Genomic DNA, 14,158 nt, shown 5'->3' on the forward strand with positions numbered 1-14,158 from the left:
CCCCCGGGCGGGCCGCGGCCCCGGCGGGCGCCTCCGGCGCCGTCGCCGCCGGCCCCGGCACCGCCCCCGCGGACGACACGGAGGCGGGCTCCGCCCCCGGCGGCAGAGGTGTGCCCACCCCCAAGGACCTCGCCGACCTCGGCCGCGGCCCCGCAGGCGGCCAGGCGGGCGCCCAGCCGGCCCCCAGCGCCACCCTGCGCTGGTCCTCCGACAAGGGCTGGATCGAGCGCGGCTCCGGCACCGGGCTCGGCGAACCGCCCGAGACCGCCGGGCTGCCCATGCTGGCCCAGCTCACCAGCCCCGAGCAGCGCTGGGCCGACCGCGAGGAGGACATCACCACCGTCAGCGGCGACCCCTTCGAGGTGGGTCAGGTCTTCGCCCGCCGCTGGATCGAGCGGCTCTCCGACCCGGGCCACCTCCAGCAGCTCTCCACCGAATACCCGCGCATCCCGCACCGCATCGACGGGGAACTGCTGCGCTACGCGGCCCGCTTCGGACTGCTCGCCCACAAGGACGACCAGATCGACGAGCACGACCGCTATGCGATCCGGGCCGGCTTCTGGCGCGAGATCGACACCCGTACGGCCGCCGACCACGCCCCGCCCGCCGACTGACCCTTTTTTGAGGGCTCGGTTCTCCCCCAGCTACCGCTGGGAGGTGCCCCCCGGGGGGCGCTACAGCCCCTGTTGACGGTCGACCACGCGGCGGTAGCCGCATATCGACCGCAGCCTCGGCCCCTCCGCGCGGCGGAGCCGCATGTCGATTGCAGCCTCGGGGCCTCCGCGCGCTCTCCCTTTCACGGTGACATCAGCGCCTCCGGCGCGGGCGACCGCGCCCCTTCGGCTCACTCGCCCGCAGGCGGAACCCAGCCCTGCGGGCGACCCGAAAGCAGGTACGGGTGATTGGGCGCGTACCCTCATAGCTCGTGAGGACGGGCGCGAAACAGGCTGCGGGCGGCGATGTGGTGTGTACCGTGCGCGGCCTGGTCAAGACCTATCCCGCCGCGCGCCGCCGCCGGGGCGTGCCCGCCGCGCCCGCCGTCCGGGCCAGCGACGGCATCGACCTCGACGTACGCCGCGGTGAGGTGTTCGGGCTGCTCGGCCCGAACGGCGCCGGCAAGTCCACCCTGGTCCGCCAGCTCACCGGGCTGCTCCGCCCCGACGAGGGCAGCGTCCGGGTGCTCGGCCACGATCTCGTACGCCACCCCGAGCGCGCGGCGCGCCTCCTCGGCTATCTGGGGCAGGACTCGACCGCGCTGGACGAGCTGACCGTCGCGCTCGCCGCCGAGACCACGGGGCGGCTGCGCGGTCTTGACGTCCGCGCGGCCCGCGCGGAGCGGGACGCGGTGATCGGGGAACTGGGCCTCGGCGAGGTGGCCGGGCGCCCGCTCAAGAAGCTCTCCGGCGGGCAGCGGCGGCTGGCCTGCCTCGCCGCCGCGCTGGTCGGGGAGCGGCCGCTGCTGGTGCTGGACGAGCCGACCACCGGGATGGACCCCGTCGCACGGCGGGCCGTATGGGCCGCCGTCGACCGGCGGCGGGCGGAGCGGGGCGCGACGGTGCTGCTGGTCACCCACAACGTGATCGAGGCGGAGACCGTCCTGGACCGGGTGGCGGTGCTGGAGCGCGGCCGGGTCATCGCCTGCGACACCCCGGCCGGGCTGAAGGCGCTGGTCGCCGACGAGGTCCGGGTGGACCTCGTATGGCGCGGGGAGCCGCCGCTCGAGGTGCCCGAGGTCGCGGCGCTGCGGGAGGCCGCGCTGGCCTCCGGGCGGCGCTGGACGCTGCGGATGGCCCCGGAGCAGGCCCGGGCCGCGATCGCCACGGTGACCGGCGGCCCGGCTTTCGCCGCGCTGGACGACTTCACGCTCGCCACGCCCAGCCTGGAGGACGTCTATCTCGCGCTGGGCGGCCGCTCGGAGGGGGTGGAGGGGCTGGTGAAGGCGTGACGACCGTAAGCACTGCCGTAAGCACTGCCGACCCCGCACGGGGTGCGGCCGGTACGGGGAACAGGAGCAGCGCAAGGTGAGTGTCGTGCCCGCGGAGGCCGTGTCCGGCGGAGAAGCCCTGGCCCAGGCCGCCGAGGCGCCATGGCCCGGCGGCGACGCCGCCCCCGCCCCCCTGGCGGCGCGGGCGCGGCTGCTGCCCGCGCTGGCCGCCGTCTACCGGGCGCAGCTGTCCCGGGCCCGGGTGGCGCGGATCCCGCTGCTGTTCGTGGCGACCTTCCAGTCCGTGGGGATCATGATCCTGATGCGCGGGGTCGTGGACGGCGGGATGGAGGCGCGGTCCGTGGTCGCCGGGTCCAGCGTGCTGGTCGTGGCCTTCGTCGCGCTGAACCTGCTGGCGCAGTACTTCGGGCAGCTGCGGGCGAGCGGCGGGCTCGACCACTACGCGACCCTGCCGGTGCCGCCCGCCGCCGTCGTACTCGGCGCCGCCGCCGCGTACGCCTCATTCACCGCGCCCGGGACGCTGGTCACCGCGGTGGTGGGGAGCGCGCTGTTCCAGCTGCCGATGGCGCATCTGTGGGTGCTGGTCGCGGTGATCCCGCTGTCCGGCGCCGCCCTCGCGGGCCTGGGCGCGGCGCTCGGGCTGCTCGCGCCCCGCCAGGAACTGGCCACGCTGTGCGGGCAGTTGGGCATGTCGGCCGCGCTGCTGCTGGGCGTGCTGCCCGCCGAGCGGATGCCCGCGCCGGTGTCGTACGCGCGCGATGTGCTGCCCTCGACGTACGGTGTGGAGGCGTTGGCGCGGTCCTTCGACGGGAACCCCGACTGGCTGGTGGTCTGCGCGGACCTCGGGGTGTGCGCGGGTGTGGCGGTGGTCTCGCTGACCGCCGCGACCTGGGCGTATCGGCGCGCGGCCGTGCGCTGACGCGGCGCGGCGGGACTCCCGCCGCCCGATGTACGTCCGTGGCCTGGCACCATGACGGGGTGACCGCACCGTTGACTCCGCACGATCAGCCTGGGCAGCCTTCGCCGCACGACCCGTCTCCGCTGGGAGGTGCAGTGCCTTACCCCACCGCCCCGGACCCCTCCGGGCCGGGCCCCTCGGCTCCTGACTACTCAGAGCCCGGCCCCGAGCTGCGCGCCGAACTGGTGCAGGCGGCGCTGGTGGCGATCGGGGTGGCGGTGTCCGGGGTGCTGCTCGGGCTGGTGTGGCTGTGGCTGGCGCCGCGGATTCCGCTGGTCTGGATCGGCGACGGGATCTACCCGAAGGACGCCGAGGGCGAGCAGGCGATGGGGGCGGACGGGGTGTTCACGCTGTGGGCGCTGGCCTTCGGGGCCGTGTCCGCGGGGCTCGTCTTCCTGTTCTTCCGGCGGGGCGGTGTCGCGCTGGTCGTGGGGCTGGCGATCGGCGGGGTGCTGGCTTCGGTGATCGCCTGGCGGCTCGGTGTGTGGCTCGGACCCGAGGCGAGCATCGAGGCGCACGCCAAGGCGGTGGGCAAGGGCGTGACGTTCGACGCGCCGCTGAAGCTGGGGGCCAAGGCGGCGCTGCTGGCGTGGTCGTTCGCGGCCATGGCGGTGCACCTGGGGCTCACGTCGCTCTTTGGGCCGCGGGACGACGAGCCGGCGCAGCCGGCGGGCTGAGGTGTGCCGGCGCAGCCGGCGGGGTGAGGTGCGTCGACGGCGCAGCTGCCGGGCCGGCTGTTGCGCCGGGCTAGCTGTTGCGCGCGATCGGGGCCAGCACCGCGTCGGTGAGCGCCGCGAGGTCCTTGGGCGACAGCTCGACCTCAAGCCCCCGCCGCCCCGCCGAGACGCAGATCGTCTCGTGGTCGGCCGCCGATGCGTCCAGGGCCGTGGGCAGGCGCTTGCGCTGGCCGAGCGGTGAGATCCCGCCCAGCACATAGCCCGTGGTGCGCTCGGCCGCCGCCGGGTCCGCCATCGCCGCGCGCTTGCCGCCCACCGCCGCCGCCAGGGCCTTGAGGTCGAGCGTGGCGGAGACGGGCACGATCGCGACGGTGAGACCGCCGTCGACGCTCGCGATGAGGGTCTTGAAGACCCGGGCCGGGTCCACGCCGAGGGCCTGTGCGGCCTCCTCGCCGTAGGAGGGGGCCGCCGGGTCGTGCTCGTAGGCGTGCACCGTGAAGGCGGTGCCGGCGGCCGTCAGGGCGGTGGTGGCCGGGGTGCCGGCGGAGGTCTTCTTCTTGGCCATATCCGGTGCGGGCCTCAGTTGGGGCTGGTGGGGTGGCGGGTCAGATCGACCGCGGGAAGCGAGGGGAGCTTACCGATCACCGCGCTCTCCGCGCGCAGCAGTTTCAGTTCCTCGGCCAGCCGGGTGGCGGTGTCCGGGGCCTGCAGCAGCCGCTGCTTGGCCGGCGTGTCGAGCACGGCGGCGGCCGCGACCAGGTAGGAGAGCACGGACGGCTCGCCGGGCAGGTCCTGCTGGGCGGCCAGGGTCCGCTCGCGGGCCCCGGCGAGCCGCTTCTGGTAGGTGCGGAAGGCGCGTACGACACCGGAGGCCAGCGCCCCGGCCCCGTCGCCCGGCTTCTCGTCGAGCTCGTCGATCTCGGCCGTCAGATACGGGCCGGAGGCGTCGACCGAGCGCAGTTCGAAGCGGGTGGTGCCGGTGGCGAGCACTTCGAAGGTGCCGTCCTTCTGCTCCCGGATGGTGGCCGCGTCCGCGACACACCCCACCGCGTGGAAGGACTTCATCGGATCGGGCCCGAACCCGGCCGCCGCGCCGCGCTCGGGGTCGGCGGTGGGGTCCGGGAGGCCGACTGCCGTCGGCGCGACCTCGCGGCCGTCCCGGATGGCGATGACACCGAAGCGGCGCGGTGCGTCTTCGGGCATCGCCAACAGTTCGCGCATCATGGCGCGATACCGCTGCTCGAAGACGTTCAGGGGCATGACGAGCCCCGGGAACAGCACCGTGTTCAGCGGGAAGAGCGGAAGGCGCGCGGAGGTCACGGGCGTTAAGCCTAATGGCCCCGCGCGCCCCGATCACTGGCGGCGCAGCAGCCGGGAGGCGCCGGCGGCGATCGTGGTGGCCAGGATCCAGCCGAGCATGACCATCACGATGGCCGCCCATTGGACCGCGCCGTCGGGTTTCCAGTAGCCGTCCTGGCCCAGATCGATCACCGGGAGCAGCAGGTCGAGGGTGTACAGCGAGGCGTTCCAGTGCGGCGACTCGCTCGGCTTGATGGGGTCCGGCTGGTTGTGGGCGAAGAACACCGAGCCGATCGCCCAGAGCACCGCCATCCACACCGCCGCCCGGCCGGGGCGGTAGCCGTAGGCCACGGTCCAGTCCTGGAGATATCCCCACAGCTTTCCGGCCGGTGGCAGCGTCTCGCGCCGCCGCCGCTCCATGGCGAGCAGCACCTCGCGCGCCTCCGCGTCCTCGCCGCTGGTGCGCATCGCCGTGGCGAGCATGTCGTACGGCCCCCGGGAGAACTCCGGGGTCGCGGCCGCCACCCACTCCAGCCGCCGGGCGAGCGGGAAGTGGCCGACCGGGATCAGACACTCGTAGGAGAAGCCCGCCATGGTCAGCCCGCCGGGGCCCGGCCAGCTGACCGACTTGTCAACCAGGTTGACCACCCGCGCACCGGAGAGGATCACCCGTCCGCGCTGCGGCCGCTCCCCGACGAACCGCAGCTCGGGCGTCTGGATGCGGCGCAGCGACAGCTCCTGGTCGTTCTCCATGACGAAGCGGGCCTGGTCGAAGTCGACCGCGTCATTGAACCGCCCGTCGTCCAGGCGGATCCCGCCCTCGCATTCGAAGCGCTGGATACGCGTCCCGCGCGTCGGCGTGTTGCTGGTGCCGTACGGCGGGGTGGAACCGCTGCTGTAGCTGCTCACCCCGGCGGCGGTGAGGTAGAGGCTGCGCTCGACGGTCAGCTGCGGGGCGTTCAGCGCCCGGCGTCCGTACGGATTGCGCAGCTGGGCGCCGCGCAGGCTGAGCGACACGCCGATCTGCGCACCGCGCATGCTCAGCTCGCCGTGTGACTCGATCATCTCGGCCTGAAGGTCCTGGCCGACGGTCAGACCGTCGGCGCTGATCGACTGGCCGCGCCGGTCCCGGCGCACCACTAACTGGTTGAGCAGCAGATCCGTGCCTATATGGGCGTCGGTGAGCCGGATGCCGTGCTCCACGACACAGCGCGGCAGATGCAGATCGCCCTCGGTGCGCACCCGGGCCGCCTCCAGCCGGGGCAGGGCGCAGCCGACCAGCCGGAGGGTGGTGAAGTGGGCCTCGGGGAGCAGCACCTCCTGCTCGAAGCGGCAGTTCTTCATCTCCACATACGGTTCGACGGTGCCGCCGGCCAGGTCGAGCGTGCCCGTGATGTGCACCCCGTTGAGCTTGAGCGCGGCGACCCGGCCCGGCTGCGGGGGAGGGCCGTCGAGCAGCAGCAGGGCCACGACCCGGGCGCGCACACTGCGCTCGGGGCCCCAGGCGTAGGGACCGGAGGGGTCGTTGCGCTGGGGGTGGGAGGTGCGCAGATCGTGGGTGCTGCCGTTGCGGAACGCCTGCCACATGCCCCACTCCGCGGTGGTCAGGTCGAGCCCCGGGGGTGGATCGCCGTCGCGTGGCTCGGTCACAGCCGTGTCCCCTCCTGTTCTCCGTACCCCCGTACGGATCCCCATTCCCGCTGAGTAACCGCTTGAACGCTTGCGGTCAGGGTCAACTTCCAGGGTCAACTTAGGGGGTACGTATCACTCACTGATACGGGGGGCAGGCCGCCGGTGCGGGTCTGAGACAATTGATCGCGTGATCTCCCGTATCGATCTGCGCGGCGCCGCCTTCCCGGAGGGCGGGATCGACCGCGACCTGTTGCCCCGTGCCGAGCTCGACGTCGAGGCCGCCCTGGAGAAGGTGCGGCCGATCTGCGACGACGTGCGCCATCGCGGCACCGCGGCGCTGATCGACTACGCGCAGCGGTTCGACGGAGTGACCATCGAGCGGGTGCGAGTGCCCCAGGAGGCGCTGACGCGCGCCCTTGAGGAGCTGGACCCGGCCGTGCGGGCCGCTCTGGAGGAGTCCATCCGGCGCGCCCGGCTGGTCCACCGCGAGCAGCGCCGCACCGACCACACCACACAGGTCGTGCCGGGTGGCACGGTCACCGAGCGCTGGGTGCCGGTCGAGCGGGTGGGGCTCTATGTGCCGGGCGGCCGGTCCGTCTACCCGTCCTCCGTTGTGATGAATGTGGTGCCCGCGCAGGAGGCCGGGGTCGGCTCGATGGCCGTCGCCTCGCCGCCCCAGCGTGACTTCGGCGGGCTGCCGCACCCCACCATCCTGGCGGCGTGCGCGCTGCTGGGCGTGGACGAGGTGTACGCGGCGGGCGGTGCCCAGGCCGTCGCCATGTTCGCGTACGGCACCGAGGAGTGCCGCCCGGTCTCCCTGGTCACCGGGCCCGGAAACATCTGGGTGGCCGCGGCCAAGCGGCTGCTCAAGGGGCGTATCGGCATCGACGCCGAGGCCGGCCCGACCGAGATCGCGATCCTCGCCGACGCCACCGCCGACCCGGTGCATGTCGCCGCCGACCTGATCAGCCAGGCCGAGCACGACCCGCTGGCCGCCTCGGTGCTCGTCACCGACTCCGAGGAGCTGGCCTCGGCGGTCGAGAAGCAGCTGGACGTACAGGTCGCCGCGACCAGGCATGTCGAGGACCGGATCCGCCCGGCGCTGACCGGGCGCCAGTCCGGCATCGTGCTGGTCGACGGCCTCGACCAGGGCCTCGCGGTCGTGGACGCGTACGCCGCCGAGCACCTGGAGATCCAGACCAGGGACGCGGCGGCGGTCGCGGCCCGGGTGCGGAACGCCGGGGCGATCTTCGTCGGTCCATATGCGCCCGTGAGCCTCGGCGACTACGCGGCCGGGTCCAACCATGTGCTGCCCACCGGCGGCTGCGCCTGCCACTCCTCGGGCCTTTCGGTGCAGTCCTTCCTGCGCGGCATCCATGTCGTGGACTACACGCGGGAGGCGCTGGCGGAGGTCGCCGGCCATGTGGTGACACTCGCCGAGGCGGAGGATCTGCCCGCCCACGGCGCCGCGGTGAAGGCAAGGTTCGACTGGAAGGTGCCAGGGGACAAGTGACCCGGATCGACGATCTCCCCATCAGGGACGAGCTGCGCGGCAAGTCCCCGTACGGCGCCCCCCAGCTGGACGTGCCCGTACGGCTGAACACGAACGAGAATCCGTACCAGCTGCCCGAGGCGCTGGTGGCCCGGATCTCCGAGCGGGTCGCCGAGGCGGCCCGCCACCTCAACCGCTACCCGGACCGGGACGCGGTCGAGCTGCGAACCGAGCTCGCGAAGTATCTGACCCGCACCGCCGGGCACGAGGTCGGTGTGGCCAATGTGTGGGCCGCCAACGGTTCGAACGAGGTGCTTCAGCAGCTGCTGCAGACCTTCGGCGGGCCCGGGCGCACCGCCATCGGCTTCGAGCCCTCGTACTCGATGCACGCGCTGATCTCCCGCGGCACCGGCACCGGCTGGATCTCCGGCCCGCGGAACCCCGACTACACCATCGATGTCGACGTGGCCCGCGCGGCCATCGCCGAGCACCGCCCCGACGTCGTCTTCATCACCTCGCCGAACAACCCGACCGGCACCGCCGTCGAGGCCGAGACCGTCCTGGCCCTCCACGACGCGGCCCAGAAGGCGCGGGCGAAGGCGGCCGGGGCGCTGGTGGTGATCGACGAGGCGTACGGCGAGTTCAGCCACCGCCCCTCCCTGCTTCCGCTGATCGAGGGACGGTCGCGGCTGGTCCTCACCCGGACGATGTCCAAGGCGTTCGGCGCGGCCGGGCTGCGGCTGGGCTACCTCGCCGCCGACCCTGCGGTGGTGGACGCCGTCCAGCTGGTCCGCCTGCCCTACCACCTGTCCACCGTCACCCAGGCCACCGCGCTGGCCGCGCTCGAACACACCGATACCCTGCTCGGGTACGTCGAGGCGCTCAAGGCCGAGCGCGACCGGCTGGTGCGCGAGCTGCGCGCACTCGGCTGCGAGGTGACCGAGTCGGACGCCAACTTCGTACAGTTCGGCCGCTTCGAGGACGCCCAGACGGCGTGGCAGGCCCTGCTGGAGCGGGGGGTTTTGGTCCGTGACCTGGGCGTACCGGGCATGCTGCGGGTCACCGCGGGCACCCCGGCCGAGAACGACGCGTTCCTCGACGCGGTCCGCGAGCTGATGAAGGAGACAAGCGCATGACCCGCGTGGGCCGTGTGGAGCGCACCACCAAGGAAACCTCGGTCGTCGTCGAGATCGACCTCGACGGCGTCGGGAAGGTCGACGTCTCGACGGGCGTCGGCTTCTACGATCACATGCTCGACCAGCTCGGCCGCCACGGCCTCTTCGACCTCACCGTCAAGACCGAGGGCGACCTGCACATCGACACTCACCACACCATCGAGGACACCGCCCTCGCGCTCGGCGCCGCGTTCAAGCAGGCGCTCGGCGACAAGGTGGGGATCTACCGCTTCGGCAACTGCACGGTGCCGCTGGACGAGTCGCTGGCCCAGGTGACCGTCGACCTCTCGGGCCGCCCGTATCTGGTGCACAGCGAACCGGAGAACATGGCGCCGATGATCGGCACCTACGACACGACGATGACCCGGCACATCCTGGAGTCCTTCGTCGCACAGGCGCAGATCGCCCTGCACGTCCACGTCCCGTACGGGCGCAACGCCCACCACATCGTCGAATGCCAGTTCAAGGCGCTGGCGCGGGCGCTGCGCTATGCGAGCGAGCGCGATCCGCGGGCCGCCGGAATTCTTCCCTCCACGAAGGGCGCCCTGTGAGCGGTCTTTCCACTGCCTTTATCGTTCTCGGCCTGTTTCTGCTCGGCGGGGTCTATTCCTTCGTCAAGCAGGGCCTGCCCAGGAGCGTCATCGTGCTGCTCGGCATCGGCGCCACGATGTCACTCATGGCCGGAATCCTTCGGCTGGAGGTGTGGAATTGACCGCGGGCGCCAAGAAGGCCGCCAAGGCCGCCAAGAAGGTCGTCGTCTTCGACTACGGATTCGGCAATGTACGGTCCGCCGAGCGCGCCCTCGCCCACGTCGGCGCGGACGTCGAGATCACCCGTGACTACGACCGCGCCACCGCCGCCGATGGCCTTCTGGTCCCCGGCGTCGGCGCCTTCGCCGCCTGTATGAAGGGGCTGCGCGAGGCCCGTGGCGACTGGCTCGTGGGGCGCCGGCTGGCCGGCGGGCGGCCGGTGATGGGCATCTGCGTCGGTATGCAGATCCTCTTCGGGCGGGGTATCGAGCACGGCGTCGAGGCCGAGGGCCTGGACGAATGGCCGGGCACCGTCGAGCAGCTGAACGCCCCCGTCGTCCCCCACATGGGGTGGAACACGGTCAAGGCGCCCGAGGACTCCCAGCTCTTCGCGGGCCTGGACAAGGACGCCCGGTACTACTTCGTGCACTCCTACGCGGTCCGCACCTGGGAGCTCGAAGTGACCAACCCGAACATTCGCGCCCCCAAGGTCACCTGGGCCACGCACGGCGAGCCGTTCGTCGCCGCGGTCGAGAACGGGCCGCTGTGGGCGACCCAGTTCCACCCCGAGAAGTCCGGCGACGCCGGAGCGCAGCTGCTGCGCAACTGGCTCGACACGCTCTGACCGGCGGCCCGACCCGCCCTGGCCTTCCCGTACCAGCCCGCACCTCACCGTAAGGTCTCCCATGAGCACGCAACGCCTCGAACTCCTCCCCGCCGTCGACGTCCGCGACGGCCAGGCCGTACGCCTCGTCCACGGCGAGTCCGGCTCCGAGACGTCCTACGGCGACCCGCTGGAGGCCGCCCTCACCTGGCAGCGGGCGGGCGCCGAGTGGCTGCACCTGGTGGACCTCGACGCGGCCTTCGGTACCGGCGACAACCGCGAGCGGATCGCCGAGGTCGTGCGCACCATGGACATCAAGGTCGAGCTCTCCGGAGGCATCCGCGACGACGCCTCGCTCGCCGCCGCCCTCGCCACCGGCTGCACCCGCGTCAACCTCGGCACCGCCGCGCTGGAGTCCCCGGAGTGGGTCGCCAAGGTCATCGCCGAGTTCGGGGACCGCATCGCGGTCGGCCTCGACGTCCGCGGCACCACCCTGCGCGGCCGCGGCTGGACCCGTGACGGCGGCGATCTGTACGAGACCCTGGCCCGCCTGGACTCCGAGGGCTGCGCCCGCTACGTCGTCACCGACATCGCCAAGGACGGCACCCTCCAGGGCCCCAACGTGGAGCTGCTGAAGAACGTCTGCGCCGCGACCGACAAGCCGGTCGTCGCCTCCGGCGGCGTTTCCTCCCTTGACGATCTGCGCGTCCTTGCGACCCTGGTACCGGAGGGTGTGGAGGGCGCCATCGTCGGCAAGGCCCTCTACGCCAAGGCGTTCACCCTGGAAGAGGCGTTGGAGGCGGTATCCGTATGACCTCAGCCGAGCCCGTGCGGCGCGTCCAGGCGGACAGCCCCTGGGAAGAGACCATCGGCTTCGCCAGGGCCGTCGCGGCCGGCGACCGGGTCCTGGTCGCCGGGACGATGCCGCTGGTGGGCGGGGTCCTACAGGGTGAGGGCGATCCGTATGAACAGACGCTGGCCGCCTTCCGCAACGCGCTGGACGCGCTGCGGAAGTTCGACCTCGGCGTCGAATCGGTCATCCGTACCCGTATGTACCTCACCCACGCGCGCGATGTGGACGAGGTGGGCCGCGCGCACAAGGAGCTCTTCGACGCCGTACGCCCCGCCGCGACCCTCGTCGTGGTGTCCGGTTTCGTCGACTCGCGCGTCCTGGTGGAAGTCGAAGTAGAAGCATTCCGAGGAGCCCGAGCGTCATGACCCTGGCGGTCCGAGTCATCCCCTGCCTGGACGTGGACAACGGCCGGGTCGTCAAGGGAGTCAACTTCCAGAACCTGCGGGACGCCGGTGACCCCGTCGAGATGGCCAAGATCTACGGCGAGGAGGGCGCCGACGAGCTGACCTTCCTCGACATCACGGCCTCCTCGGGCGACCGCGAGACCACGTACGACGTGGTGCGCCGCACCGCCGAGCAGGTCTTCATCCCGCTCACCGTGGGCGGCGGCGTGCGCACCGTGGAGGACGTCGACAAGCTGCTGCGGGCCGGCGCCGACAAGGTCGGCGTCAACACCGCCGCCATCGCCCGCCCCGAGCTGATCCGGGAGATCGCCGAGCGCTTCGGCAGCCAGGTCCTGGTCCTGTCCGTCGACGCCCGCCGCTGCGGTGAGGGCACGGTCACCCCGTCCGGCTACGAGGTCACCACCCACGGCGGCCGCCGCGGCACCGGCATCGACGCCGTCGAATGGGCCCACCGCGCCGCCGAGCTGGGCGCGGGGGAGATCCTGCTGAACTCGATGGACGCCGACGGCACCAAGGACGGCTACGACACCGCCATGGTCGAGGCGGTGCGCAAGCACGTCACCGTCCCCGTCATCGCCAGCGGCGGCGCCGGGAAGCTCGCCGACTTCTCCCCGGCGATCGCCGCGGGTGCGGACGCGGTGCTCGCGGCCTCCGTCTTCCACTTCGGCGATCTGCGCATCGGCCAGGTCAAGGAGGCCCTGCGGGAGGCGGGGCACCCGGTGCGGCTGTAGGCCGCGGCCGGGCGAGGACCGGGCCGGGCGTCCGGTCCTCGCTCCGTTACGGCCCGCCTCAGCGCGCTCTCAGCGCCCTCAGCGCCCCATGTCGAAGGCGCGCAGGACGAGCTTGCCCTGGCCCTGGGGGTCATCGATCGGATTGCCGATCACATAGAGCGTGTCGCCCCAGGTGCCGGCGCTCATCGAGTCGACACGCTGGAGCGTGTGCTTCGGCGTGTACAGCACGCCCCGGGACTCCTCCGTGCCGTTCCGCAGTCCGAGGGAGACGAGCGCCGGATCCTGCCCCAGCGTCTTGGGTGCCCTGAGCGCGATCACCTTGCCGTCCTCCATGCCCACCTGCCTCGTCTCCTTCTTGGACCACAGCACCTTGCCGGTCTTGAGGTCGGTGGCCGCCATGCCCGAGGTGGTGTCGTAGTAGGACAGCAGCACCGAGCTGTCCCGGTCGACGGTGGTCGTGGCGCCGAACTGGAGGTCCTTGAGCGCGCCCGTGAGGGGGAAGGTCTTGTCGGGCTTGCCGTCCTTCGTATAGGTCTGCAGCGTGCGCTTGGGGTCGTCGTTGCCCTCCTGCTCGGACAGGACCAGGGTCAGCGGATCGTCCCCCAGCACCTGCTCCACGTCCCGCTTCTCGTTCGGGAACTTCCAGGAGTCGCCGTACCGCAGGTCAAGGATGCTCAGCTGGTTCTCGGGCTTGGCGTCGCTGCAGCTGCTGGAGTAGACGAGGTGGCCGGAGGACCACACGATGTCATTGCCGCAGTCGTGGCCGCGTGAGTGCACGGTCCACTTCTTGTCGCCCCCGGAGATGGAGTACGCCGAGACCACGCCGATACTGGCGACCACCGTGTCATCGCTGACCTCGACGTGCGGCGCGACCGTCTTGTAGCCGCTCGACAGGTTCTTCGACCACAGGGTCTTTCCGGTCTCCGTGTCGAAGACGACGAGGAACGCGCAGTCGTTGCCGCCCGCGTCGTAGACGGCGGCGCCGACGCCATCGGAGTTCGGCTGCGGAGCGATGGCGCAGACCTCGCTCGCTCCCTTGGGCGTCTTCACCGTCCACAGCTTCTTGCCGGTCTCGGGGTCGAAGGCGCGTACGCCGTTGTCGTCGGCGTAGACGGGGCCGCGCTCGGTCGTCCACAGCGCGGGCAGCCCGCTGAGGTTGCCCAGGATGTGCGACTTGGGCAGTTCCGTCTGCCACTTCTGGTGCAGCGCGTTGGCTGGGGGCGATGACTGCTGCGCCGCGGGGCCGCCGGAGCCCTCGGAGCCCGAGGCGCTGTGCTTGGACAGCGCGACCGCCATGCCGCCCGCCAGCAGCAGCACGACGATGGCGATGACGGTCGCGACCTTGCCCCCGCCGCGACGCGGGGGCACGGGCGGAGGTGGGGGCGGCGGCCACTGGGCCGCGGGAGCGGGGCCGCCCCCGGGCTGCGCCTGCGGATACGGCGGATACGAGGGCAGTCCCGGCTGCCCGTTTCCGCCTTGGGCGTAGGGCCCGCCCTGCCCGTTCGGCGCGCCCTGCCCGGGCGCGCCGCTGTCGTCCTCGTACGTCATTGTTCGTTCCAACCCCCGTCCACCGATCGGGCCACGACCTGCGGCCCGCATGAACACAAGGACAGACGACGATCGACGCCGTGGAGTTGCA

The 14,158-nt window shown here is 72.3% G+C and carries 15 protein-coding genes and 1 pseudogene; 12 read left to right on the top strand and 4 right to left on the bottom strand.

Annotated elements, in window-relative coordinates:
- The 4 genes and pseudogenes from ACFV2X_RS46590 to ACFV2X_RS46605 form a co-directional block, all read left to right on the top strand.
- A pseudogene (locus tag ACFV2X_RS46590) lies at positions 1-614 on the top strand (NYN domain-containing protein); the annotation flags it as partial.
- A gap of 311 nt (positions 615-925) precedes the next feature.
- Positions 926-1,945: an ABC transporter ATP-binding protein gene (locus tag ACFV2X_RS46595; RefSeq protein WP_385628243.1), complete on the top strand. Its 1,020-nt coding sequence runs from the start codon at positions 926-928 to the stop codon at positions 1,943-1,945.
- A gap of 118 nt (positions 1,946-2,063) precedes the next feature.
- The gene (locus ACFV2X_RS46600) at positions 2,064-2,864 is read left to right on the top strand and encodes an ABC transporter permease (protein WP_370656884.1); all 801 of its coding nucleotides are present in this window, start codon (positions 2,064-2,066) and stop codon (positions 2,862-2,864) included.
- A gap of 59 nt (positions 2,865-2,923) precedes the next feature.
- On the top strand, positions 2,924-3,580 hold the full coding sequence (locus tag ACFV2X_RS46605) for a DUF2567 domain-containing protein (RefSeq protein WP_385628246.1): 657 nt from the start codon (positions 2,924-2,926) through the stop codon (positions 3,578-3,580).
- A 70-nt stretch (positions 3,581-3,650) separates the two neighbouring features.
- Here the strand turns inward: ACFV2X_RS46605 and ybaK are convergent, their stop codons facing one another.
- Genes ybaK through ACFV2X_RS46620 form a run of 3 tightly spaced genes read right to left on the bottom strand, consistent with a single transcriptional unit; the run spans position 3,651 to position 6,529 of the window.
- Complete coding sequence (gene ybaK / locus ACFV2X_RS46610) at positions 3,651-4,145, bottom strand: Cys-tRNA(Pro) deacylase (RefSeq protein WP_385628249.1); 495 nt, start codon at positions 4,143-4,145, stop codon at positions 3,651-3,653.
- A gap of 14 nt (positions 4,146-4,159) precedes the next feature.
- On the bottom strand, positions 4,160-4,900 hold the full coding sequence (locus ACFV2X_RS46615) for an LON peptidase substrate-binding domain-containing protein (protein ID WP_385628251.1): 741 nt from the start codon (positions 4,898-4,900) through the stop codon (positions 4,160-4,162).
- Between the two features lie 33 nt (positions 4,901-4,933).
- On the bottom strand, positions 4,934-6,529 hold the full coding sequence (locus tag ACFV2X_RS46620) for an oxidoreductase (RefSeq protein ID WP_385628254.1): 1,596 nt from the start codon (positions 6,527-6,529) through the stop codon (positions 4,934-4,936).
- A 169-nt stretch (positions 6,530-6,698) separates the two neighbouring features.
- Between ACFV2X_RS46620 and hisD the strand changes: the two genes are divergently transcribed.
- From hisD to hisF, 8 genes are all read left to right on the top strand, one after another.
- Positions 6,699-8,024: a histidinol dehydrogenase gene (gene hisD / locus ACFV2X_RS46625; protein WP_385628257.1), complete on the top strand. Its 1,326-nt coding sequence runs from the start codon at positions 6,699-6,701 to the stop codon at positions 8,022-8,024.
- Positions 8,021-9,139, top strand: coding sequence for a histidinol-phosphate transaminase (locus tag ACFV2X_RS46630; protein ID WP_385628260.1), 1,119 nt, complete (start codon positions 8,021-8,023; stop codon positions 9,137-9,139). Before hisD ends, ACFV2X_RS46630 begins: the two co-directional genes overlap by 4 nt.
- Positions 9,136-9,729: an imidazoleglycerol-phosphate dehydratase HisB gene (hisB, locus tag ACFV2X_RS46635; RefSeq protein WP_014180479.1), complete on the top strand. Its 594-nt coding sequence runs from the start codon at positions 9,136-9,138 to the stop codon at positions 9,727-9,729. Before ACFV2X_RS46630 ends, hisB begins: the two co-directional genes overlap by 4 nt.
- Positions 9,726-9,890 carry a hypothetical protein gene (locus ACFV2X_RS46640; protein ID WP_179285467.1) on the top strand — a complete coding sequence of 55 codons (165 nt, stop codon included), beginning with the start codon at positions 9,726-9,728 and terminating at the stop codon, positions 9,888-9,890. The genes hisB and ACFV2X_RS46640 overlap by 4 nt, the downstream gene beginning before the upstream one ends.
- Positions 9,887-10,552: an imidazole glycerol phosphate synthase subunit HisH gene (gene hisH, locus ACFV2X_RS46645; protein WP_385628355.1), complete on the top strand. Its 666-nt coding sequence runs from the start codon at positions 9,887-9,889 to the stop codon at positions 10,550-10,552. The genes ACFV2X_RS46640 and hisH overlap by 4 nt, the downstream gene beginning before the upstream one ends.
- A 61-nt stretch (positions 10,553-10,613) precedes the next feature.
- Complete coding sequence (gene priA / locus ACFV2X_RS46650; RefSeq protein WP_089511409.1) at positions 10,614-11,345, top strand: bifunctional 1-(5-phosphoribosyl)-5-((5-phosphoribosylamino)methylideneamino)imidazole-4-carboxamide isomerase/phosphoribosylanthranilate isomerase PriA; 732 nt, start codon at positions 10,614-10,616, stop codon at positions 11,343-11,345.
- Positions 11,342-11,749 carry a RidA family protein gene (locus ACFV2X_RS46655; RefSeq protein WP_385628264.1) on the top strand — a complete coding sequence of 136 codons (408 nt, stop codon included), beginning with the start codon at positions 11,342-11,344 and terminating at the stop codon, positions 11,747-11,749. Before priA ends, ACFV2X_RS46655 begins: the two co-directional genes overlap by 4 nt.
- Positions 11,746-12,519 (top strand): imidazole glycerol phosphate synthase subunit HisF, encoded by a 774-nt coding sequence (gene hisF, locus ACFV2X_RS46660; RefSeq protein WP_089511407.1) that lies wholly within the window; start codon positions 11,746-11,748, stop codon positions 12,517-12,519. Before ACFV2X_RS46655 ends, hisF begins: the two co-directional genes overlap by 4 nt.
- A gap of 78 nt (positions 12,520-12,597) precedes the next feature.
- Here hisF and ACFV2X_RS46665 read toward each other — a convergent pair whose 3' ends face one another.
- Positions 12,598-14,067: a PQQ-binding-like beta-propeller repeat protein gene (locus tag ACFV2X_RS46665; protein WP_385628266.1), complete on the bottom strand. Its 1,470-nt coding sequence runs from the start codon at positions 14,065-14,067 to the stop codon at positions 12,598-12,600.
- Positions 14,068-14,158: the final 91 nt, after the last annotated feature.

Source organism: Streptomyces sp. NPDC059679 (assembly GCF_042734105.1).
In the GTDB taxonomy this organism is placed as follows: Bacteria; Actinomycetota; Actinomycetes; order Streptomycetales; family Streptomycetaceae; genus Streptomyces.

Coding starts and splice junctions, on each gene's coding strand:
- ybaK (WP_385628249.1), bottom strand. CDS start 4,145: ATGGCCAAGAAGAAGACCTCCGCCGGCACCCCGGCCACCACCGCCCTG.
- hisB (WP_014180479.1), top strand. CDS start 9,136: ATGACCCGCGTGGGCCGTGTGGAGCGCACCACCAAGGAAACCTCGGTC.
- priA (WP_089511409.1), top strand. CDS start 10,614: ATGAGCACGCAACGCCTCGAACTCCTCCCCGCCGTCGACGTCCGCGAC.
- ACFV2X_RS46655 (WP_385628264.1), top strand. CDS start 11,342: ATGACCTCAGCCGAGCCCGTGCGGCGCGTCCAGGCGGACAGCCCCTGG.
- hisF (WP_089511407.1), top strand. CDS start 11,746: ATGACCCTGGCGGTCCGAGTCATCCCCTGCCTGGACGTGGACAACGGC.
- ACFV2X_RS46665 (WP_385628266.1), bottom strand. CDS start 14,067: ATGACGTACGAGGACGACAGCGGCGCGCCCGGGCAGGGCGCGCCGAAC.